This window comes from Kitasatospora dryopteridis (assembly GCF_050749075.1).
Taxonomy (GTDB): domain Bacteria; phylum Actinomycetota; class Actinomycetes; order Streptomycetales; family Streptomycetaceae; genus Kitasatospora.
In genome coordinates this window covers 2024787-2046876 of record NZ_CP192749.1, presented here as the reverse complement: position 1 = coordinate 2046876, position 22090 = coordinate 2024787, and the positions used below count along the sequence as shown (strand labels likewise).

The 22090-nt window shown below is 72.3% G+C and carries 18 protein-coding genes and 1 pseudogene; 7 read left to right on the top strand and 12 right to left on the bottom strand.

The annotated features are described in order from the left end of the window. From cysD to ACQ614_RS09285, 6 genes are all read right to left on the bottom strand, one after another. Positions 1 to 939 carry a sulfate adenylyltransferase subunit CysD gene (cysD, locus tag ACQ614_RS09310; RefSeq protein WP_431677954.1) on the bottom strand — a complete coding sequence of 313 codons (939 nt, stop codon included), beginning with the start codon at positions 937 to 939 and terminating at the stop codon, positions 1 to 3. Further along, a complete protein-coding gene (cysC, locus tag ACQ614_RS09305; RefSeq protein ID WP_431683872.1) occupies positions 936 to 1517 on the bottom strand; it encodes an adenylyl-sulfate kinase in 582 nt (193 codons plus the stop codon). Before cysC ends, cysD begins: the two co-directional genes overlap by 4 nt. Before the next feature lie 56 nt (positions 1518 to 1573). Next, positions 1574 to 2272 (bottom strand): phosphoadenylyl-sulfate reductase, encoded by a 699-nt coding sequence (locus tag ACQ614_RS09300; RefSeq protein ID WP_431677953.1) that lies wholly within the window; start codon positions 2270 to 2272, stop codon positions 1574 to 1576. Beyond that, on the bottom strand, positions 2269 to 2478 hold the full coding sequence (locus ACQ614_RS09295; protein WP_431677952.1) for a hypothetical protein: 210 nt from the start codon (positions 2476 to 2478) through the stop codon (positions 2269 to 2271). Before ACQ614_RS09295 ends, ACQ614_RS09300 begins: the two co-directional genes overlap by 4 nt. A gap of 73 nt (positions 2479 to 2551) precedes the next feature. Further along, on the bottom strand, positions 2552 to 4276 hold the full coding sequence (locus ACQ614_RS09290; RefSeq protein WP_431677951.1) for a nitrite/sulfite reductase: 1725 nt from the start codon (positions 4274 to 4276) through the stop codon (positions 2552 to 2554). Positions 4277 to 4466: 190 nt separating this feature from the next. Continuing rightward, positions 4467 to 4550: a putative leader peptide gene (locus ACQ614_RS09285; RefSeq protein WP_317634116.1), complete on the bottom strand. Its 84-nt coding sequence runs from the start codon at positions 4548 to 4550 to the stop codon at positions 4467 to 4469. Between the two features lie 224 nt (positions 4551 to 4774). Between ACQ614_RS09285 and ACQ614_RS09280 the strand changes: the two genes are divergently transcribed. The 6 genes from ACQ614_RS09280 (at position 4775) to araA (ending at position 12501) form a co-directional block, all read left to right on the top strand. Next, positions 4775 to 6148 carry a YihY/virulence factor BrkB family protein gene (locus ACQ614_RS09280; protein WP_431677950.1) on the top strand — a complete coding sequence of 458 codons (1374 nt, stop codon included), beginning with the start codon at positions 4775 to 4777 and terminating at the stop codon, positions 6146 to 6148. A gap of 359 nt (positions 6149 to 6507) precedes the next feature. Continuing rightward, positions 6508 to 6789, top strand: a complete 282-nt coding sequence (locus ACQ614_RS09275; RefSeq protein ID WP_431677949.1) for a DUF5133 domain-containing protein — start codon at positions 6508 to 6510, stop codon at positions 6787 to 6789. A 237-nt stretch (positions 6790 to 7026) separates the two neighbouring features. After that, positions 7027 to 8061, top strand: coding sequence for a LacI family DNA-binding transcriptional regulator (locus tag ACQ614_RS09270; protein WP_431677948.1), 1035 nt, complete (start codon positions 7027 to 7029; stop codon positions 8059 to 8061). Positions 8062 to 8546: 485 nt separating this feature from the next. Then, a complete protein-coding gene (gene araB, locus ACQ614_RS09265) occupies positions 8547 to 10310 on the top strand; it encodes a ribulokinase (protein ID WP_431677947.1) in 1764 nt (587 codons plus the stop codon). Next, positions 10307 to 10978, top strand: coding sequence for an L-ribulose-5-phosphate 4-epimerase (locus tag ACQ614_RS09260; RefSeq protein ID WP_363495546.1), 672 nt, complete (start codon positions 10307 to 10309; stop codon positions 10976 to 10978). Before araB ends, ACQ614_RS09260 begins: the two co-directional genes overlap by 4 nt. 14 nt (positions 10979 to 10992) lie before the next feature. Further along, on the top strand, positions 10993 to 12501 hold the full coding sequence (gene araA / locus ACQ614_RS09255; protein WP_431677946.1) for an L-arabinose isomerase: 1509 nt from the start codon (positions 10993 to 10995) through the stop codon (positions 12499 to 12501). A 94-nt stretch (positions 12502 to 12595) separates the two neighbouring features. Here araA and ACQ614_RS09250 read toward each other — a convergent pair. The 6 genes and pseudogenes from ACQ614_RS09250 to ACQ614_RS09225 form a co-directional block, all read right to left on the bottom strand. Next, positions 12596 to 13794 (bottom strand): annotated as a pseudogene (locus tag ACQ614_RS09250) (MFS transporter). Positions 13795 to 13840: 46 nt separating this feature from the next. Next, complete coding sequence (locus ACQ614_RS09245) at positions 13841 to 14305, bottom strand: RICIN domain-containing protein (protein WP_431677945.1); 465 nt, start codon at positions 14303 to 14305, stop codon at positions 13841 to 13843. Between the two features lie 129 nt (positions 14306 to 14434). Beyond that, on the bottom strand, positions 14435 to 15670 hold the full coding sequence (mmsB, locus tag ACQ614_RS09240; RefSeq protein ID WP_431677944.1) for a multiple monosaccharide ABC transporter permease: 1236 nt from the start codon (positions 15668 to 15670) through the stop codon (positions 14435 to 14437). Between the two features lie 3 nt (positions 15671 to 15673). Beyond that, positions 15674 to 17236: a multiple monosaccharide ABC transporter ATP-binding protein gene (mmsA, locus tag ACQ614_RS09235; protein ID WP_431677943.1), complete on the bottom strand. Its 1563-nt coding sequence runs from the start codon at positions 17234 to 17236 to the stop codon at positions 15674 to 15676. 113 nt (positions 17237 to 17349) lie between these two features. Continuing rightward, positions 17350 to 18453 (bottom strand): multiple monosaccharide ABC transporter substrate-binding protein, encoded by a 1104-nt coding sequence (chvE, locus tag ACQ614_RS09230; RefSeq protein WP_431677942.1) that lies wholly within the window; start codon positions 18451 to 18453, stop codon positions 17350 to 17352. 321 nt (positions 18454 to 18774) lie between these two features. Then, a complete protein-coding gene (locus ACQ614_RS09225; protein ID WP_431677941.1) occupies positions 18775 to 20442 on the bottom strand; it encodes a carbohydrate binding domain-containing protein in 1668 nt (555 codons plus the stop codon). Positions 20443 to 20880: 438 nt separating this feature from the next. Between ACQ614_RS09225 and rsgA the strand changes: the two genes are divergently transcribed. After that, entirely contained in the window at positions 20881 to 21987 is a 1107-nt protein-coding gene (gene rsgA, locus ACQ614_RS09220) for a ribosome small subunit-dependent GTPase A (protein WP_431677940.1), read from the top strand. Positions 21988 to 22090 lie beyond the last annotated feature (103 nt).

Sequence of the window (22090 nt, the reverse complement as noted above, 5' to 3'; positions counted from 1 at the left end):
TTAGAAGTACCCCTCACGCTTGCGGTCCTCCATCGCGGCCTCGGACAGCTTGTCGTCGGCCCGCGTGGCGCCGCGCTCGGTGAGGCGGCTGGCGGCGATCTCGGTGATCACGTCGGCGATCGTGGTGGCGTCGGAGTCGACGGCGCCGGTGCAGGACATGTCGCCGACGGTGCGGTACCGGACGAGGCGGTTCTCGACCGGCTCGCTCTCCTTGGGGCCGCCCCACTCGCCGGCGGTCAGCCACATGCCGTTGCGCTGGAACACGTCGCGGTGGTGGGCGTAGTAGATCTCGGGGAGCTCGATGCCCTCGCGCTCGATGTACTGCCAGACGTCCAGCTCGGTCCAGTTGGAGAGCGGGAAGACCCGGACGTGCTCGCCGACCGCGTGCCGGCCGTTGTAGAGCGACCACAGCTCGGGGCGCTGGCGGCGGGGGTCCCAGGCGCCGAACTCGTCGCGGAGGGAGAAGACGCGCTCCTTGGCGCGGGCCTTCTCCTCGTCGCGGCGGCCGCCGCCGAAGACGGCGTCGAACCGGTTGGTCTCGATGGCGTCGAGCAGCGGGACGGTCTGCAGCGGGTTGCGGGTGCCGTCGGGGCGCTCGCGCAGCCGGCCGTCGTCGATGAAGTCCTGGACGTGGGCGACGTGCAGGCGCAGGTTGTGCTCGGCGACGGTGCGGTCGCGGTACTCGATGACCTCGGGGAAGTTGTGCCCGGTGTCGACGTGCAGCAGCGAGAACGGGACCGCGGCCGGCCAGAACGCCTTCAGCGCCAGGTGCAGCATGACGATGGAGTCCTTGCCGCCGGAGAAGAGGATCACCGGCCGCTCGAACTCGCCCGCCACCTCGCGGAAGATGTGCACCGACTCCGCCTCCAGGGCGTCGAGGTGCGACAGCGCGTACGGGTTCTCCTGGGTGTCCAGGAGGCTGTGCGTGGCGGTCGTCATGCGAGGCCCCTTGTCGTCAGGAAGGCGTGCAGCTCGGCGGCGGATTCGGCGACCGCGCGGCCCTGGGTCTGCAGGCGCAGCTCGGGGTTCTGCGGTGCCTCGTACGGGTCGTCGACGCCGGTGAGACCGGAGATCTCGCCGGCGGCCTGCTTGGCGTACAGGCCCTTGACGTCGCGCTCGGCGCAGAGCTCCACCGGCGTGGCGACGTGGATCTCCAGGAAGTCGGTGCCGTTGGCGGCGTGCCGCTCGCGGACGGCGGTGCGGGAGTCCGCGTACGGGGCGATCACCGGGGCGAGGACCTTGACCCCGTTCGAGGCCAGCTTCTCGGCGACGAAGCCGATCCGGGTCACGTTGGTGTGCCGGTCCTCCTGGGTGAACCCGAGGCCCTTGGAGAGGAACTCGCGGATCTCGTCACCGTCCAGGACCTCCACCTTGTGGCCCTCGGCGCGCAGCCGCTCGGCCAGCGCGAACGCCAGGGTGGTCTTGCCCGCGCTGGGCAGCCCGGTCAGCCACACGGTGGCGCCGCGCTCGCAGGGGGCGGCCGCGCGGGCCGCCTCTGCGGCTTCCCCGGCGTCCAGTGTGTCGGCTGTGGTCACGGTGATCTCTCCTGAGGTCTCGTCGGTCTGGCGGATGGTCAGAGGTGGATGCCGCACTCGGTCTTGCCGGAGCCCGCCCAGCGGCCGGCCCGGCCCTCCTCGCCCTCACCGGGCTTGGCGGTGCAGGACAGCGGCGAGCAGCCGATCGAGGTGTAGCCCTCCCACAGCAGCGGGTTGAGCAGCACCCCGTTGGCCTGGACGTACGCGTCGACGTCTTCCTGCGTCCAGCGGGCGATCGGGGCGAGCTTGACCTTGCGGCGCTTGGCGTCCCAGGCCACCACCGGGGTGTTGGCGCGGGTCGGCGACTCGTCGCGGCGCAGCCCGGTCGCCCAGGCGTCGTACCCGCCGAGGCCGCGGTTCAGCGGCTCGACCTTGCGCAGCGAGCAGCACAGGTCCGGGTCGCGGTCGTGCAGGTTCGGCCCGTACTGGGCGTCCTGCTCGGCCACGGTCAGCTTCGGGGTGAGCGTGATGACGTTGACCGGCATGGTCGCGGCCACCGCGTCCCGGGTGCCGATGGTCTCGGCGAAGTGGTAGCCGGTGTCCAGGAAGACCACGTCCACGCCGGGCAGCACGCTGGAGGCGAGGTGGGCGACGACCGCGTCCTCCATCGAGGAGGTGACGCAGAACCGCTTGCCGAAGGTGTCGGCGGCCCACTGCAGGATCTCCTGCGCGGTCGCGTCCTCGAGGTCGCGGGCGGCCGCGGTGGCCAGTGCCTCGTAGTCGGTCGTGGTGCTCACTCGCCACCTCCTTCGGTGTGCTCGGTGTCGGTCGTGGTGCCGGTGGAGCCGGTCGTGGTGCCGTCGGGCCGGAGCAGGCCCAGGAACTTCAGCTGGAACGCCCTCCGGCAGGAGGCGCACTCCCAGCAGCCGTGCCCGGCCTCCGAGGGCCGCAGGTCCTCGTCGCCGCAGTACGGGCAGTGGAACGGGGCCGCGCGCTCGCTCACGCGTCCACCTCGCTGCGCTCGGCGGTCGCTTCGCGAGACACGCAGTGCTGGACGGTTCGCTCGCTGCGCTCGCTCACGAGAGCTGGTCCTCGGTGGCCCGGGCCGTCCACTGGGCGAAGCGCTCGCCCTCGGTGCGGTCGGCCTGGTAGCGGGTCAGCACGCGCTCGACGTACTCCGCCAGGCCGTCCTTGGTGACCTTCAGGCCGCGGACCTTGCGGCCGAAGCCGGCCTCCAGGCCGAGCGCGCCACCGAGGTGCACCTGGTAGCCCTCGACCTGCTCGCCGTTGTCGTCGGTGACCAGCTGGCCCTTGAGACCGATGTCCGCCACCTGGATGCGGGCGCAGGCGTTCGGGCAGCCGTTGATGTTGATGGTGAGCGGCTCGTCGAAGTCCGGCAGGCGCTGCTCGAGCTCGTCGATCAGGCGGCGGCCGCGCTCCTTGGTCTCGACGATGGCGAGCTTGCAGTACTCGATGCCGGTGCAGGCCATCGTGCCGCGGCGGAAGGTGGACGGCTTGACCTGCAGGTCGAGCGCCTCCAGGCCGGCGACCAGCGACTCGACGCGGTCCTCGGGGATGTCGAGGACGATCATCTTCTGCTCGGCGGTGGTGCGCAGGCGGTCCGAGCCGTGCTGCTCGGCGAGGTCCGCGATCTGGCCGAGGATCTTGCCGTTGACCCGGCCGACGCGCGGCGCGAAGCCGACGTAGAAGCGGCCGTCCTTCTGCCGGTGCACACCGACGTGGTCGCGCCAGCGGGCGACCGGCTCGGCCGGGGCGGGGCCGTCGGCCAGCTTGGTCTTGAGGTACTCGTCCTCCAGCACCTGGCGGAACTTCTCCGCGCCCCAGTCGGCGACCAGGAACTTCAGGCGGGCGCGGTTGCGCAGCCGGCGGTAGCCGTAGTCGCGGAAGATGCCGATGACACCGCCGTACACGTCCGGGACCTGCTCCAGCGGGACCCAGGCGCCCAGGCGCACACCGAGCTTGGGGTTGGTGGACAGGCCGCCGCCGACCCACAGGTCGAAGCCGGGCCCGTGCTCGGGGTGGACGACGCCGACGAAGGCGACGTCGTTGATCTCGTGGGCGACGTCCAGCAGCGGGGAGCCGGAGACGGCCGACTTGAACTTGCGCGGCAGGTTGGAGAATTCCTTGTTGCCGATGAAGCGGCGCTGGATCTCGTCGATGGCGGGGCTGCCGTCGATGATCTCGTCCTCGGCGATGCCGGCCACCGGGGAGCCGAGGATGACGCGCGGGGTGTCGCCGCAGGCCTCGGTGGTGGACAGGCCGACGGCCTCCAGCTTCTGCCAGATCGCGGGGACGTCCTCGATCCGGATCCAGTGGTACTGGACGTTCTGCCGGTCGGTCAGGTCGGCGGTGCCGCGGCCGTACAGCTCGGAGACCTCGGCGATCGCTCTGAGCTGGGCGACCGTCAGCCGGCCGCCGTCGATGCGCACGCGGAGCATGAAGTACTCGGCGTCCAGCTCGTTGGGGTCGAGGACGGCCGTCTTGCCGCCGTCGATGCCCTCCTTGCGCTGGGTGTAGAGGCCCCACCAGCGCATCCGGCCGCGCAGGTCGGCGGGGTCGATGGAGTCGAAGCCGCGGTGGGCGTAGATCGTCTCAATGCGTGTCCGCACATTGAGACCGTCGTCGTCCTTCTTGAACTGCTCGTTGGCGTTCAGCGGCGTGAAGTGGCCCATGCCCCACTGGCCCTCGCCGCGGTGGCGGGTCACCTTGCGGGCGGCGGCGGGGCGGCGCACGGGGGCGCCGGCGACCGTGGGCTCGACCGGTTCGGGGCTAGGGGCCATGGTGTCTCGTCCTTTGGCAGCTGGCTCTGATGGGGGGTTCGGCATCCCCGGGCACGCAACTGCTCTGACCTGCGCTGTTGCTGCAGGCGTCAGGGTGCAGTGACGCTGGCCGGAGGGCGCCCGCGCATCCGCATCGGCGGGGATTCGCGAGGTGCCGGCGCCGGTGCCGTGGTGGCGGCGGGGGTAGGGCTCAGGTCACCGGACAGATGGCGCTGGACACGCGGAGGAGATCGACGTGCAGTCGACCTACTAGGGTGGCTCCGGCGCTTGGCATGGCAAGAGATTCGCACGGCGAACGACCCTCGGTCCACTAACGTCCGTATTTTGGACGTGGATGTTTCGCATCATGGGATGCCTACCCGATTTGCCGTCGTCAGCGCGGTGCGCGCCTCGACGCAAGGCCCCGCCGAAGGTACCTGACGACCCCTCTGCAGCCCCTCTCCGGAGCCCTCGCGCGCGTGTGCGCGGGGGAGGGGTGCAGGCCAGTACGGTAGGGGCGTGCAAGCAGCAGGCAGTACTCCGCGGGAGATCCCAGGCCCGGCCGCCGAACGGCACCCGCGCCGCCGGGGCGGGCGCCGCCGCGCCCGCCGGAACGGCTGGCGCCACACCCTGTGGGCCCTGCTCAAGGACACCACCAACACCTGCGTCGAATACCGGGTCACCGGCCTCGCCGCCGAGGCCGCCTTCTTCACCCTGCTCTCGATCCCGCCGCTGCTCCTCTGCCTCGCCGGCACCCTCGGCTACCTCGACGACATCCTCGGCGCCGGCACCATCGACAAGCTGAAGAACGACGTCGTCTCGGCATCCGAAACGGTCCTCTCACCGGATTCGGTCGACCAGATCGTCCAACCCCTGCTGACCAGCGTCTTCGACAACGGCCGGCCCGACCTCATCTCCATCGGCTTCCTGCTGTCGCTCTGGTCCGGCTCCCGGGCGCTCTACATCTTCATCGACACCATCACCGTCATGTACGGCCTCGACGGCAAGCGCGGCATCGTCAAGACCCGCCTCATGTCCCTCGGCCTCTACCTCGGCGCCCTCGTCATCGGCTCGCTCGTCCTGCCGCTGCTCGTCGCCGGCCCCGGCCTCGTCATCGGCGCCCTCCCCGACTCCGCCGGCCTCGTCCAGGCCCTCTACTGGCCCGCCGCGATCCTGCTCCTGGTGATCTTCCTCACCACGCTCTACCACGTCGCCGTCCCCGCCAACACGCCCTGGCGCGAGGACATCCCCGGCGCCCTCGTCGCCCTGCTCGTCCTCGTCGTCTGCAGCGTCCTGCTCCGCGTCTACCTGATCAGCTCCGTCGAGGGCCCCTCCGTCTACGGCTCCCTCGCCGCCCCCGTCGCCGTGCTGCTGTGGATCTTCGTGGTCGCCCTCGCCGTCCTCATCGGCGCCGCCATGAACGCCGCCATCGACCGCCGCTGGCCCAGCGTCGAGACCGCCGACGCCCGCGCCGAGAACGAGCGCGCCAGCGAGGCCGCCGCCGCCACCGTCGTCCGCGAGGCCGCCGCCCGCCGCGCCCAGCAGCGCGCCTTCCTCGTCCGGGAACTCGGCCTCGCCGACGGCGGCGAGGACGACGACGAGGACGACGACGACATCCACGCTCCCGCCGAGTACCCCGAACGCTGGGCCGAGGTCCTCCCGCCGGACAGCCTGCTGCGCCGCATCCTCGGCGGCGGAGCCCGCCGTCGCCAGGCCCCGCCGCCGCCCGACACCGACCGGCCCACCGCCCCGCCGCGCAGCTCCCCGCACCACCACCCGCAGCCGCCGCACCCCCTCCAGCAGCAGCACGGCCAGCTCTACCCCCCGCCCCCACCCCCGATGCCCCCCGTCCCCCCGGCCCAGACCCCCCGCACCCCCTGGGACAGCCGCTAGCACCGGCCCACTCGGGTGCGCTTCGGGCCGGCCAAGCAGGGGCACGTGGGGGCACCTCCCAGCTGAAGGCCGGGGGAGAACTGCGCGACCCGGCAGGCGCCGGACCGCACCCTCTTTCCCGCGCGGCACCACTCCCCGCCCAGGTCCCATGCGTGCGGCCCGCCCGCCCCGCACGAAGCCATGCCACGCCTGCTCTCCCGGCTGCACCCCACCTGTGCCGGTGATGCGGAGAAAGAGGAGAAAGCGTGAAGAGGGTGCGGCCATTCGGAGGTGTAGGGCTTGGCGCGCCGATGCCCGGGCAGGCGCGCGAGCAGGATGCGGAACCGGTCCGTCCGTCCATGAACAGAGGGAGTAGGCCCATGCCGCTGATCAACTACGTCGTGCTGGGTGCGCTGGTCGCGGAGCTGGACGCCCTTGCCGACGTGGCCGTGCCGGACGCAGCCGTCCGGCGGCGCCGGGAGGACGCCCTCTACACCGTGTGCGTGTACACCGGCGTCCGCGACCCCCTGCGGGCCCTCGTTCGGGCCCGCCGGCTGCTCGCCCGGCACGATGCAGCGGTTCTTGCCTCGCCGGTGGTACGGGCGGAGCCCGCCGTCCCCGCCGAGCTCGCCGTACCCGCGGAGCCTGTCGTCGCCGCGTAGCACTGCCGGGGCGCTGCGGCGCCCCCCGAGTCCGACGGGCTCGGCCGTGAGACTCGGCCCCCGTCCCGGAGCCCCCGCGCCGGAGGGTGTCGCCCGGGACGGGGGCCGACCACGTGGCCCGCACTGTTGCGGGGCGGCCCCGAGATCGACTTGTGAGCGCGAACAATTACACTCCCTTCCGCACACGTGAGACAGTTGCAGCGCGCATCTGGCTCTGCACCGACAAGGGGGCTGTGAGTGGGAAGTGAGACTGCCGGGACGGAGCCCCGACAGCCCGTGATGGCCGACGTCGCGAAGCTCGCCGGAGTGTCGCACCAGACCGTGTCCCGAGTCCTGAACGGCGCCCCGCACGTACGGCCCGACACCCGCGACAAGGTGCTCGCCGCCATCAGGGAGCTGGACTACCGCCCCAACTCCGCCGCCCGGGCCCTGGTCACCCGCCGCTCCCAGACCCTCGGTGTGGTGAGCTTCGCCAGCACCCTCTACGGCCCGGCCTCGATGCTCGACGGCCTGGAACAGGCCGCCCGCAGCGCCGGCTACTTCGTCAGCGTGGCCAGCCTCCGCTCGCTGGACGCGCGTTCCGTCCAGGAGGCCGTGGACCGGCTGCGCGACCAGGGCGTCGAGGGCGTCGCCGTCATCGCCCCGCAGATCTCCGCCGTCGGCGCGGTCGCCCGGCTCTCCAGCTCGGTGCCGGTGGTCGCGGTCGGCTCCGGCAGCCGCTCCCGCGTCCCGATGGTCGCGGTCGACAACCTCACCGGTGCCGCCGCGGCCACCCGCCACCTGCTCGACCTCGGCCACGGCACCGTCCACCACGTCGCCGGCCCGGCCGGCTGGCTGGAGACCCAGGACCGCCTGGACGGCTGGCGCGGCACCCTGGAGGAGGCCGGTGCCCCGGTGCCCCAGGTCTACAGCGGCGACTGGAGCGCCCGGTCCGGTTACGAGGCCGGCCTGCAGATCGCGGCGGACCCGGAGGTCACCGCGGTGTTCTGCGCCAACGACCACATGGCCCTCGGCCTGCTCCGGGCCCTCCACGAGGCCGGACGCCCGGTGCCCGGCGCGATCAGCGTGATCGGCTTCGACGACATCCCGGAGTCCGCCTACTTCACCCCGCCGCTCACCACCGTCCGCCAGGACTTCGGCGAACTCGGCCGCCGTGCCCTCGAACTCCTCGTCGAGGAACTCGCCGGGGTGGCCCACGCCCGCAGCCACATCCTGGTCGCCCCGGAAATGGTCCTCCGCCGCTCCACCGGCCCGGCCCCGCGCCCGGCCTGACCTACCCGGGCGCGCGTGCATCCAAGAGGGGTGCGACGAGCGGCGCGCGCAGCGGCAGGCCGACCACCGTCACTCCCGCTCCGCGCAGCTTCCCGCGCCCCCTCGGGGTGAGCCGTCCCCTTGGGCAGTGCACTCAAGGGGACGCCGCACGGCCGCACGGCCGTCCCGCCCGTGTGACCTGCCCGTTCCGGCCCGCCCGACCTCGTTGCACGGCCCCCGCACCCTTGACAGCCAAAATGTGAACGTTAACAATCACAGCATCCGGAGTCGCCCGGCCATCCGCCACCGGCCGTCGCGACCACCCGCTCCGCCGGCCGGCGGCCACCCCGCTTCGGCCCGTCCGCCCGGCGGCAGACGTTCCGCTCCTCGTGAGGGTGAGGCGGCGGAACACCGGCCGGCCGCCGGCCCGCGACGGGGCGGAACAGCCGGCGGCCGGCCCCGAACGCCACCCCGTTCGTCCCCACCCCCGTTCGAAGGATGAGACAGTGACCGAGACGCCCCCCACCCGGGCCGAGCAGACCGGCACCGAGCAGACCGGTGCGGACAGGACCGCTGCGGACCACCCCGCCACCGGCGACACCTACGTCGTCGGCGTCGACTTCGGCACCCTCTCCGGCCGCGCCGTCGTCGTCCGCGTCCGCGACGGCGAGGAGATCGCCACCGCCGTCCACAGCTACCCGCACGCCGTCATCGAGGACCGCCTCCCCGGCACCGGCCGCCGGCTGCCCCCCGACTGGGCCCTCCAGCACCCCGAGGACTGGCGCGAAGTGCTCCGCACCGCCGTCCCCGAGGCCCTCGCCGCCTCCGGCGTCGACCCCGCCCGCGTCATCGGCATCGCCACCGACTTCACCGCCTGCACCGTGCTGCCCGTACGCGCCGACGGCACCCCGCTCGCCGAGACCCCCGAGTGGGCCGCCCGCCCGCACGCCTGGCCCAAGCTGTGGAAGCACCACGCCGCCCAGCCGCAGGCCGACCGCATCAACGCCCTCGCCCACGCCCGCGGCGAGAAGTGGATCCACCGCTACGGCGGCAGGATCTCCGCCGAGTGGCAGTACGCCAAGGCCCTCCAGGTCCTCGAGGAGGACCCGCAGGTCTACGCCGCCTGCGAGCGCTGGATCGAGGCCGCCGACTGGATCGTCTGGCAGCTCACCGGCACCGAGACCCGCAACACCTGCACCGCCGGCTACAAGGGCATCCACCAGGACGGCGGCTACCCCGCCGACGACTACCTCGCCGCCCTCCACCCCGGCTTCGCCGACTTCGCCCGCACCCGCCTGGAGCACCCGCTCCTCCCGCTCGGCAGCCGGGCAGGCTCGCTCACCGCAGAGGCCGCCGCCTGGACGGGCCTGCCCGAGGGCACCGCCGTCGCCGCCGGCAACGTCGACGCCCACGTCGCCGCACCCGCCGCCCGCGCCGTCGACCACGGCCAACTGCTCGCCATCATGGGCACCTCCACCTGCCACGTCGTCAACGGCGCCACCCTCGCCGACGTCCCCGGCATCTGCGGCGTCGTCGACGGCGGCATCGTCGCCGGCTCCTACGGCTACGAGGCCGGCCAGAGCGCCGTCGGCGACATCTTCGCCTGGTGGCTGCGCCAGGGCATGCCCGCCGACTACCTCGCCGAGGCCGCGGCCACCGGCGAGGACCTCCACCAGCTCCTCAGCCGCAAGGCAGCCGACCAGCCCGTCGGCGGCCACGGCCTGGTCGCCCTCGACTGGATGGGCGGCAACCGCTCCGTCCTCGTCGACCACCACCTCTCCGGAGTGATCGTCGGAATCACCCTGGCCACCCGCCCCGAGGAGATCTACCGCGCACTCCTGGAGGCCACCGCCTACGGCACCCGCACGATCGTCGAGGCACTCGAGGACGGCGGCGTCCCCGTCACCGAGTTCGTCGTCGCCGGCGGCCTCAAGAAGAACCCCCTCCTGATGCAGATCTACGCCGACGTGCTGCGCCGCCCCGTCTCGCTCGCCGCCTCCGAGCAGGGCCCCGCCCTCGGCTCCGCCATCCACGCCGCGGTCGCCGCCGGCGCCCACCCCGACGTGCGCACCGCCTCGGCCGCCATGGGCCGCGTCCACCGCCACGCCCACCTGCCCGACCCGGCCCGCGCCGACGCCTACGACGCCCTCTACGCCGAGTACCGCGCCCTGCACGACCACTTCGGCACCGGCCCCGACAAGCAGCTGCACCGCCTGCGCGCCATCCGCAACGCCGCCCTGACCGCCGACCGCACCAGCGAGGACCGATGACCTCCCCGATCGACCTGCTCCGCCGCCAGGTCAGCGACCTGCACCAGGAACTCGTCCGCTACAACCTGGTCGTCTGGACCGCGGGCAACGTCTCCGCCCGCGTCCCCGGCGAGGACCTCATGGTCATCAAGCCCAGCGGCGTCGCCTACGACGAGCTGACCCCCGACAACATGATCCTCTGCGACCTCGACGGCACCGTCGTGGCCGGCGACCACAGCCCGTCCTCCGACACCGCCGCCCACGCCTACGTCTACCGCCACATGCCCGAGGTCGGCGGCGTGGTGCACACCCACTCCACCTACGCCAGCGCCTGGGCCGCCCGCGGCGAGGCCGTCCCCTGCGTGCTCACCGCCATGGCCGACGAGTTCGGCGCCGAGATCCCCGTCGGCCCGTTCGCCCTCATCGGCGACGACTCCATCGGCCGCGGCATCGTCGACACCCTGCGCGGCCACCGCTCGCCCGCCGTCCTGATGAAGAGCCACGGCGTCTTCACCATCGGCAAGGACGCCAAGGCCGCCGTCAAGGCCGCCGTCATGTGCGAGGACGTCGCCCGCACCGTCCACATCTCCCGCCAGCTCGGCGAACCCCTGCCCATCGCCCAGGCCGACATCGACCGCCTCAACCACCGCTACCAGCACGTCTACGGCCAGCAGCCCGCGGCCCGGTGAAGGAGAACCACCCCATGACGCACACCGCCGACACCCGCGAGATCTGGTTCCTCACCGGCAGCCAGGGCCTCTACGGCGAGGACACCCTGCGCCAGGTCGCCGAACAGTCCCGCGAGGTCGCCGCCGCCCTCTCCGCCGACGGCGGCATCCCCGTCCGCATCGCCTGGAAGCCCGTCCTCACCGACGCCGCCGCCATCCGCCGCACCTGCCTCGACGCCAACGCCGACGACAACTGCATCGGCATCGTCGCCTGGATGCACACCTTCTCCCCGGCCAAGATGTGGATCGCCGGCCTCGACGCCCTGCGCAAGCCCCTGCTCCACCTGCACACCCAGGCCAACCGGCAGCTGCCCTGGTCCACCATCGACATGGACTTCATGAACCTGAACCAGGCCGCCCACGGCGACCGCGAGTTCGGCTACATCCAGTCCCGCCTCGGCGTCGCCCGCAAGACCGTCGCCGGCCACGCCACCGACCCCGCCACCGTCCGCCGCATCGCCTCCTGGGCCCGCGCCGCCGCCGGCCGCGCCGAACTCGCCACCCTCAAGCTCGCCCGCTTCGGCGACAACATGCGCGACGTCGCCGTCACCGAGGGCGACAAGGTCGAGGCCCAGCTCCGCCTCGGAGTCTCCGTCAACACCTACGGCGTCAACGACCTCGTCGCCGCCGTCGACACCGCCGCCGACAGCGACGTCACCGCCCTCACCAAGGAGTACGACGAGCTCTACCGCCTCGCCCCGGAACTCCGCCCCGGCGGCGACCGCCACGACGCGCTGCGCTACGCCGCCCGCATCGAGGCCGGCCTGCGCACCTTCCTCACCGACGGCGGCTTCGGCGCCTTCACCACCAACTTCGAGGACCTCGGCGGCCTGCGCCAGCTCCCCGGCCTCGCCGTCCAGCGCCTGATGGCCGACGGCTACGGCTTCGGCGGCGAGGGCGACTGGAAGACCGCCGTCCTGCTGCGCACCCTCAAGACCGCCGCCGCGGGCCTGCCCGGCGGCACCTCCTTCATGGAGGACTACACCTACCACCTGGAGCCCGGACAGGAACTCATCCTCGGCGCCCACATGCTGGAGGTCTGCCCGACCGTCGCCGCAGGCACCCCCTCCTGCGAGATCCACCCGCTGTCCATCGGCGGCCGCGAGGACCCCGTCCGCCTCGTCTTCGACGCCGCACCCGGACCCGCCGTCGTCGTCGGCATGGCCGACATGGGCGACCGCTTCCGGCTGGTCGCCAACGAGGTCGACGTCGTCGAGCCCGTCGAACCGCTGCCCCACCTGCCGGTCGCCCGCGCCGTCTGGAAGCCCCGCCCCGACCTGCGCACCTCCACCGAGGCCTGGCTCACCGCCGGCGGCCCGCACCACACCGTCCTCACCCGGGCGCTCGGCACCGAGGAGCTCGACGACCTCGCCGAGATGCTCGCCGTCGAACTCGTCCTCATCGACGGGGACACCACCATGCGCCGCTTCACCCGCGAACTGCGCTGGAACCAGGCCTACCACCGCCTCGCCCAGGCCCTCTGAGCCCACGTCCACCGGCCGCACCCCGCACGCATCGCGGGGTGCGGCCGTCCGCGTGCCGCCGCCTCCACCGCCGCGGGCACTGCCGCGGTCACCGTCACGGGCCCGGGACCGGGCGGCGCAGCAGGTACAGCCCGGCGAACACGGTCAGCAGCGCCATGCAGACGATGAACACCACCCCCGCCTCCTCCAGGCCGACCGGTTCGGACAGCACGCCGACACCGATCACGGGGATCGAGATCCCCGTGTAGGCCACCACGAACAGCGAGGAGATCGACCCGGCCCGGTGCTCCGCGGGCGCCGCCGCGGCCACCGCCCCGACCGAGCCGCGCAGCGACAGCCCCTGGCCCGTCCCGCCGACCAGCGCGCTCAGCACCAGCAGCGCCAGCACCTCGGCCAGCAGCGAGCCGCCGAGCAGCGCCAGCCCCGCGAGCAGCACCGCGCAGCCCAGCGGCAGCGCCCGCCGCGCCCCGAGCCGCCCGGCCGCCAGCTGGCCGCCCGTCGACGCCAGGAACGTCGCGAAGACGATCAGCCCGATCAGCGCCCGGTTGTGCACGTCCAGGGTCTGCGCCAGGAAGGCCGGCGAGACCGCCGTGAACACCCCGAGCAGCGCGAACCCGGCGAAGGACGCGACCCCGGCCGGCACGAACACCCTGCGCACCTCGGGCGGCAGGCTCGGCGCCTTCAGCCGCGCCGCCGACAGCCCGCCCGCCCCGGCCACCGACTCCGGCAGCACCAGCAGCACCCCCGCCGCGACCGCCACCATCACCAGGTGCACCACGAACGGCAGCACCAGCGGATCGGGCGCGTACTCGGCCAGCACCCCCGACAGCAGCGGGCCGAGCCCCAGCCCGCCCATGTTCGCCGCCGTCGCCGCGAACGCCGCCCGGCCCTCCCGGCCGGCCGCGCCAGCTCCAGCACGTACGCGGTCGCGGTGCCGGTGAACAGGCCCGCCGAGAAGCCCGACATCAACCGGCCCAGGCAGAGCATCGGCACCCCGCCCTCCGCCAGGAAGCAGACCGCGCTGAGCGCCGCGAAGCCGAGCCCCGCCAGCAGCACCGGCTTGCGCCCCACGGTGTCCGAGACGTTGCCGACGGCCAGCAGCACCCCGATCACGGCGAAGGCGTACACCGCGAAGACCACCGTGACGACCAGTTCGGAGAAGCCCAGCTCCTCCTGGTACAGCGAGTAGAGCGGGGTGGGCAGGGTGGTGCCGGCCATGCAGACCGCGAAGACGCCGGAGGCGGCCAGGTACGCCGTGGAACGGGTCGGGCGGCCGGTCTGACGTTCACTCATGCGCCCACGGTACGGGCCGGCCGGCACGGCGCCACGGGGGCGCGCGTCAGGCCGGTTCCAACCGCCACCACTGCGCGGGATCGTCGGCGTCCTCCTGCTGGCGCACCGAGCCGTCCGCACAGCCCTCCACGGCCTTGCCGCTGATCACCGCGACGACCGTGAACGTGCCCGGCGCGTCCACGTGCTGCTCGAACAGCCACTCCTGGGCGCCGAAGCCGTTCGGGGACCACTGCTGGATCGGCACCCCGTCCTCCGTGCGGGCACCCATGACGTCGAGGCGCTTGCCGCTCGCCGCGTTCTCCAGGTGGTACAGGCCCGCCCCCGGATGCACCGGTGACACCCGCCAGACCTGGGCCTCGCTGCCGTCGTCCGACGCGTGCCGGGCCTTCGCCCCGCTGCCGCCGCGCCCGCCGGCGATCTCCAGCAGCAGCCCGCTGCCGACGTTGCGCAGCCGGTAGCGGCCCTCCGCCACCGGCCCGTGCGCCGCCCCGCCCGACCGTGCTCCGCCCATGTGCCGTCCCGCCGCCGCCCGGCCGCCCGGGTGCGGCCGTCCTCGGAGGTCCACGCTACGCGCCGGGACCGACAGGAACGGCTCCGCCCGGTGTGCGCACACACCGGGCGGAGCCGTCGCGGGCCGGGGTCAGGAGCCGACCTTGCGCTTGTTGTAGACGTCGAAGCCGACCGCGGCGAGCAGCACCAGGCCCTTGATGACCTGCTGGTAGTCGGTGCCGACGCCGACCAGCGACATGCCGTTGTTGAGCACGCCCAGCACCAGGCCGCCGATGATCGCGCCGAGCACGGTGCCGACGCCGCCCGAGGCGGAGGCGCCGCCGATGAACGCCGCCGCGATCGCCTCCAGCTCGAAGTTGATGCCGGCCTGCGGGGTGCCGGCGTTCAGCCGGGCCGCGAAGACCAGGCCGGCCAGCGCCGCCAGCACGCCCATGTTGACGAAGGCGAGGAACACCACCCGCTTGCTCTTCACACCGGAGAGCTTCGCGGCGGGCTCGTTGCCGCCGATCGCGTAGGTGTGCCGGCCGATGATCGAGTTCCGCATCAGGTAGCCGAAGCCGACCAGCAGTGCGCCGAGGATCAGCAGCACGATCGGGGCGCCGTGGTAGCTGGCGAGCAGCAGGGTGAAGACCACGACCGCGGCGGTGATCGCGGCGAGCTTGGCGAGGAAGAAGCCCACCGGCAGCAGCTCGAGTCCGTACGAGGCGGCCTGGCGGCGGCCGCGGACCTCCTGCAGCACGGCGATCGCGAGCACGCCGAGGCCGAGCAGCAGGGTCAGGTTGTGGTAGTTGGTGTGCGGGCCGACCTCGGGCAGGAAGCCGCTGGAGATCTTCTGGAAGCCCTTGGGGAACGGCGCGATCGACTGGCCCTGGAGCAGGATCTGGGTGCCGCCGCGGAACAGCAGCATGCCGGCCAGGGTGACGATGAACGACGGGATGCCGATGTAGGCGATCCAGAAGCCCTGCCAGGCGCCGGCCACCGCGCCGATCAGCAGCGCGAACACCAGGGCGAGCGGCCACGGCAGGTCGTGCCGGACCATCATCACGGCCGCGGCCGCCCCGACGAACGCGGCCAGTGATCCCACCGACAGGTCGATGTGCCCGGCGATGATGACGATCATCATGCCGATCGCGAGGATGAGGATGTAGCCGTTCTGCTGGATCAGGTTGGTGATGTTGAGCGGCTTCAGCAGGGTGCCGTCCGTCCAGATCTGGAACAGCACCACGATCAGCGCGAGGGCGACCAGCATGCCGTACTGGCGGACGTTGCCGCGCAGCGCCTGGACCAGCACGGCACCGGCGGAGCGGGGCTCTGCGGGGGCCGCCGGGCCCGGCGGGGTCTTCGGGGTGGTCTGGGTCTGGGCCATGCCTTACACCTGCTCGGGTCGGGATGCTGCGGTCTGCGGGGCGGCGCTCACGGTCATGAGGCGCATCAGGGACTCCTGGTCGGCGTCGGCACGGGCCACCTCGCCGGTGACCCGGCCCTCGGCCATCGTGTAGATCCGGTCGCACAGGCCCAGGAGCTCGGGGAGTTCGGAGGAGATCACCAGCACGGCCTTGCCCTGTGCGGCGAGGTCGGCGATGACCTGGTAGATCTCGGCCTTGGCACCGATGTCGATGCCGCGGGTCGGCTCGTCGAGGATCAGCACCTCCGGGCCGGCGAAGATCCACTTGCTGAGGACGACCTTCTGCTGGTTGCCGCCGCTGAGCTTGCCGGTCTCGGCGAACACCGACGGCGCCTTGATGTTCATCGACGCCCGGTACGACTCGGCGACCTTCGTCTCCTCGTGCCGGTTCACCCAGCCCCGCCGCGCCACCTTGCCGAGCGCGCTCAGCGTGATGTTCCGGCTGATGTCGTCGATCAGGTTGAGGCCGAGCTGCTTGCGGTCCTCGGTCACGTACGCGATGCCGTGCCCGATCGCCTGCGGCACCGTCCGGGTGGAGACCTCCCGCCCGTGCACCAGCACCCGCCCGCCGGTGTACCGCCCGTACGAGCGGCCGAAGACGCTCATCGCGAGCTCGGTCCGGCCGGCGCCCATCAGGCCGGCGATGCCGACGATCTCGCCGCGCCGCACGGTCAGCGAGGCGCCCTCGACGACGTTGCGGTGGTGGTCGATCGGGTGCTGGACGGTCCAGTCCTCGACGGCGAAGGCGGTCTCGCCGATCTCGGGGGTGCGCTCGGGGTAGCGGTGCTCCAGGTCGCGGCCGACCATGCCGCGGATGATGCGGTCCTCGGCGATGCCGTCGGCGCCGACCGGGATGGTCTCGATGGTCCGGCCGTCGCGCAGCACGGTGACCGCGTCGGCGACCCGGGCGATCTCGTTGAGCTTGTGCGAGATGATGATGCAGGAGATGCCCTGGGCCTTGAGCTCCAGCATCAGGTCGAGCAGCTTGCGGCTGTCCTCGTCGTTCAGCGCGGCGGTCGGCTCGTCCAGGATGAGCAGCTTCACCTCCTTCGCCAGCGCCTTGGCGATCTCGACGAGCTGCTGCTTGCCCACGCCGATGTCGGCGATCCGGGTGTGCGGGTTCTCCTGCAGGCCGACCCGCTTCAGCAGGGCGGCGGCGTGGGTGAGCGTCCTGTTCCAGCTGATGATGCCGCGGCTGGCGTGCTCGTTGCCGAGGAAGATGTTCTCGGCGATCGACAGGTACGGCACCAGGGCGAGTTCCTGGTGGATGATCACGATGCCGCGCTGCTCGCTGGCCCGGATGTCCTTGAAGCGGCAGGGCTCGCCCTCGAAGAGGATCTCGCCCTCGTAGCTGCCGTGCGGGTACACGCCGCTCAGCACCTTCATCAGGGTGGACTTGCCGGCGCCGTTCTCGCCGCAGATCGCGTGGATCTCCCCGGCGGCGACGCTGAGGTTGACGTCGGAGAGGGCCTTGACCCCGGGGAAGGTCTTGGTGATCGAACGCATCTCGAGGACAGGTCCGGCCATGGTGGTGCATCCGTTTCGACGGGGGCGGTGCGGGCGGGGGCGCTGGGGGTGGCACCCCGCCCGCACCGCCGGATCCAAGCGGCCCGCGGCGGGCGGGCCCGGGACTGGTCGGGCTACTTGAGCTGGTCGGCCGTGTACTGGCCGCCGTCGACCAGGACCTTGGCGTAGTTCTCCTTGTCGACGCTGACCGGCTGCAGCAGGTAGGCCGGGACGACCTTGGCGCCGTTGTCGTACTGGGTGGTGTCGTTGGTCTCCGGCTTGCCGCCGGTCAGCAGCGCGTCGCCCATCTGGACGGCCACCTTGGCGAGTTCGCGGGTGTCCTTGTAGACGGTCTGGGTCTGCTCGCCCGCGATGATCGACTTCACCGAGGCCACCTCGGCGTCCTGGCCGGTGACGATCGGCAGCGCCTTGCCGGAGCTGCCGTAGCCGACGCCCTTGAGCGAGGAGAGGATGCCGATGGAGATGCCGTCGTAGGGCGAGAGCACCGCGTCCACGTGGGCGCTGGTGTACGACTTGCTCAGCAGGTTGTCCATCCTGGACTGCGCGACGCCGCCGTCCCAGCGCAGCGTGGCGACCTGGTTGAAGGCGGTCTGGCCGCTCTGCACCACGAGCTTCTTGCTGTCGATGTACGGCTTGAGGACGCTCATCGCGCCGTTGAAGAAGAACTGGGCGTTGTTGTCGTCCGGCGAGCCGGCGAACAGCTCGACGTTGAACGGGCCCTTGCCGTCCTTGAGGCCGAGCTTGTCGGCGATGTACGTGCCCTGCAGGACGCCGACCTTGAAGTTGTCGAAGGTGGCGTAGTAGTCGACGTTCTTGGTGCCGCGGATCAGCCGGTCGTAGGAGATCACCGGGATGTGGGAGTCGGCCGCCTTCTGCAGGACGTCGGTCAGCGAGGAGCCGTCGATCGCGGCGACGACCAGGAGCTTCGCGCCCTTGGTGATCATGTTCTCGATCTGCGACACCTGGTTCTCGACGACGTTGTCGCCGTACTGCAGGTCGGTCTTGTAGCCCTTGCCCTGGAACTCCTTGACCATGTTGTTGCCGTCGTTGATCCAGCGCTCGGAGGACTTGGTCGGCATGGCGATGCCGACCAGCCCGCCCTTGCCTCCGTCCTTGGCCGCGCCGTCGCCGTCGCCGACGCCGTTGGCGCTCTGGCCGCAGGCCGCCAGCGACAGCGCGAGACCGGCCGCGGCGAGGGCCGTAGAGAGCTTCCGCACAGGTTCCTCCAGGGATGTGCCGCGACCGGGGCGGACGGGGGGCGCCGGGTCGGTCGAGCGGGGGTGGGGGGCAGGGAGTGGGCCAAGGGCTCCGGTGTCGGGCCCCTGGCCTGGCGTTACCTGAGTGTTAACGCTCACAAGAAGCCCGTCAAGAGGGGCTGGAGTCACCATCGGGTCACGTGCGGGCATAGATATGAAAGCGCTGTGCAGGCTGCTTGACGAGCTGGCTGTTAGCGCTAACAATTTGCCCGGAGAGGCTGCCCTGACATGCGGAAGCCGCCCCCGCCGGTGGGCGGGGGCGGCTCTGCGGCCCTGCGGTCGTCAGCCGGTGAAGCCGGCCGTGATGGAGGTGAACTGCCAGTTGTTCTGGCTGATGCCGGAGCAGTTCTCGGCCACCCCGCCGCCTGCGCACGGCCGGTCGCGGTTGACCGACCAGAAGGCCAGACGGGCGATGTGGTTGGCGTTCGCCCAGTCGCGGATGCTCGTCCAGATCGCCGGCGTGGTGGTCTCCTGCTGGTCGGAGAGGCCGTTCATGCCGGAGATGCCGACGTGCGCGTACGCGGTGGCGTCGTCCCAGCCGAAGGTGGTCTTCAGCTTGTTCTTCAGGCCGTTCGCCGCGCTCACGGTGTTGCCGTACATGTCGGCGCCGCCGCCGAAGTCGAACGGCATGATCGTGAAGACGTCGATGTCGGCGCCCAGGGCCTTGGCCTGCTCGATCAGCCGGTTGCCGTAGTAGGTCGGGCCGGTGGTCGCGGTGCCGAAGGTGAGGATCGTCCTCAGGCCCGGGTTGTTCTGCTTGACGATCTTCAGCGCGCCGAGGATCTTGTCCTGGACGGCCGTGTTCTCGAACTCGTCGGTGTTCTCGATGTCGACGTCGATCGCCTTCAGGCCGTAGGCGCTGATCACCTTCTGGTAGGCACCGGCCAGGTCGGCGGCGGTGGCGCAGTTCGGGCCGAGCTTGTTGCCCTGCCAGCCGCCGATCGACGGCACGATGTCGCCGCCGGCCGCCCGGATCGCGTTGACGGTCTGCTGGTCGACGCCGCCGGTGAGCGGGCGCTGGCCGTCCCAGGACGGGTTGCAGCCGCCGGAGGAGAGGATGAACGCCATGGTGAACCACTTGATGCCGGTCGCGCTCATCACCGTGGTCGCGGACGGCGGCTCGCCCCAGCCCATGTACAGGTAGGGCGCGGCCTGCTTGAAGCCGGTGCCGCCACCGCCGCCGGGGTCGGTGGTCACCGCGACGCTGTTGGACGCCGCCGAGGTGTTGCCCGCCGCGTCCCGCGCCTTGACCGTGAAGGTGTACGCGGTGCTCGCGGCCAGGCCGGTCACCGTCGCCGAGGTGCCGGTGCTGCTCGCCACCACGTTGGCGCCGCTGTACACGTCGTAGCCGGCCACGCCCACGTTGTCGGTGGAGGCGTTCCAGGACAGCGAGACCGTGGAGGAGGTCTTGCCGGTCGAGGCGAGGCCGCCCGGCGCGGTCGGCGCCTGGGTGTCGCCGCTCCCGCCGCCCGGGCCGTCCAGGCTGATGTCGTCGGCGTAGTAGGTGCCCTGGCCGTACCAGCCGTGCGTGAAGATCTGCGCGCTGGTCTGGCTCGCGCCGGTGGTGAAGGTGACGGACAGCTGCTGGTACGAGGCGGCGGACGGCGTCCAGGTGGAGGCGCCGCCGGTCACGCCCAGGTAGACGTAGTTGCCGCGGACCCAACCGGACAGCGTGTACGTGGTGTTGGGCTGCACCGAGACGGTCTGGGTGCACTGCGCCGAGTCGCTCGCGCTCGCCGCGCCGGCCAGCGCCCTGCTGCCGGAGTGGACCGGGCTGCTCACCACCGAGCCGAGTCCGCCGGTGCAGGACCAGCCGCTGAGCGTGCCGCTCTCGAAGCCGGGATTGGTGAGCAGATTGGCCGCCTGGGCCGTTCCAGGCAGGGCGACGGCCGCGGCCGAGCCCAGCGCGACGGCGCCGAGCGCCGCCACGAGGCGGTTCCGGGTACGCACAGGACCTCCAGTGGGGGATGGGGGTTGCGGCCGCAGGGGAGGTGCGGGGGAGCCGTGCAGGCCGCGTGCTCCGCCAAGATGGACTAGACCAATGTCAGGTGTCAAGGGCCCGTCAACACCCATCGGCGGCACCGCACTTGGCCGAAGCGGCAGCAGCGCAGGTGAACCGCCCCGACCCGGCCGAAAAACCGCTGGCGCCGCGCCCGCCCGATGGCTAGCGTGGACGCCGTTCGGGAGGCCCGCCGAGGGCCGCCCCTGTCGAGCCCCGTGAAGCCAGGAGGTGAGGACCGTGATGACCGTCGTTGCGATGGGCGCTGCCCGCGTCCGTACGTCGTCCACCCCCACCCCCGTGGCCACCGGCTGACCCACACCGATCACACAGCGCGTCGACGCGCGCACCGCCGGGGCCACCCTTTCCCGTGAAGGGCCCACCCCACCGTGACCAGCAACACCTCTCTCGCCCACCCGCTCTCCGCCTACGGCTGGAACGACGACCGGGCCGACGAGTTCACCTACTTCGCCGAGGCGGGGCTCACCCCTGCCCTCATCTCCCGCGTCGACCGGGGCCGCTGCGACCTCCTGGTCGCCGACCCCGACACCGGCGAACTGCGCACCGTCCGCGCCGACACCCGGCCGGTCGGCGACCCCGACCCGGTCAAGTGCCCCTGCACCGGGGACTGGGCCGCCGTCGACCTCGCCGCGCAGCCCATGCCCACCGTCACCGCCCTGCTCGACCGCACCACCGCGATCGTCCGCAAGACCGCGGGCGGCCGCTCCGACGGCCAGGTCCTCGCCGCCAACATCGACACCGTCATGATCGCGGTCTCGCTCGCGGCCGACCCCGACCTCGGCCGGATCGAGCGCTTCCTCGCCCTCGCCTGGGAGTCCGGCGCCGCACCCCTGGTCGTCCTCACCAAGGCCGACCTCGTCGACGACGCCGACTTCATCCACGAGGACGTCGAGAAGATCGCCCCCGGCGCCACCGTCCTCACCGTCAGCGCCGAGACCGACGAGGGCATGGACGTGCTCCGGGCCTGCCTGCACGGCGCCACCGCCCTCGTCGGCCAGTCCGGCGCCGGCAAGTCCACCCTCACCAACGCCCTCGCCGGGCGCCGGGTGATGGCCGTCCAGGAGACCCGCTCCGTCGACGAGAAGGGCCGCCACACCACCACCACCCGCGAGCTCGTCCCGCTCGAGGGCGGCGGAGTCGTCATCGACACCCCGGGCCTGCGCGAGGTCGGCCTCTACGGCGGCGAGGGCGTCGACCTCGCCTTCGCCGACATCGCCGGCCTCGCCGAGCAGTGCCGGTTCGACGACTGCAGCCACCGCTCCGAGCCCGGCTGCGCCGTGGCCGCCGCCCTCGAGGACGGCACCCTGCCGCAGCGCCGGATGGACAGCTACCTCAAGCTCCGGCGCGAGAACGACTGGATCGCCTCGCGCAGTGACGCCCGGCTCGCCGCCGAGCGCCTGAGGAAGTGGAAGACCGTCAGCAAGTCGATGCGGGGGCCGAACAACCCCACCCGGCACGACCCGGCCCGCCGCTGACGCGGACGGCCGTGCACCCGTACGGCGACCGCGCCGCACGCACGCACGGCCGCCGGGTCGAACGGATGCACGGCCGATCGGCCGCCGGGCCCCGCCGGGCCCG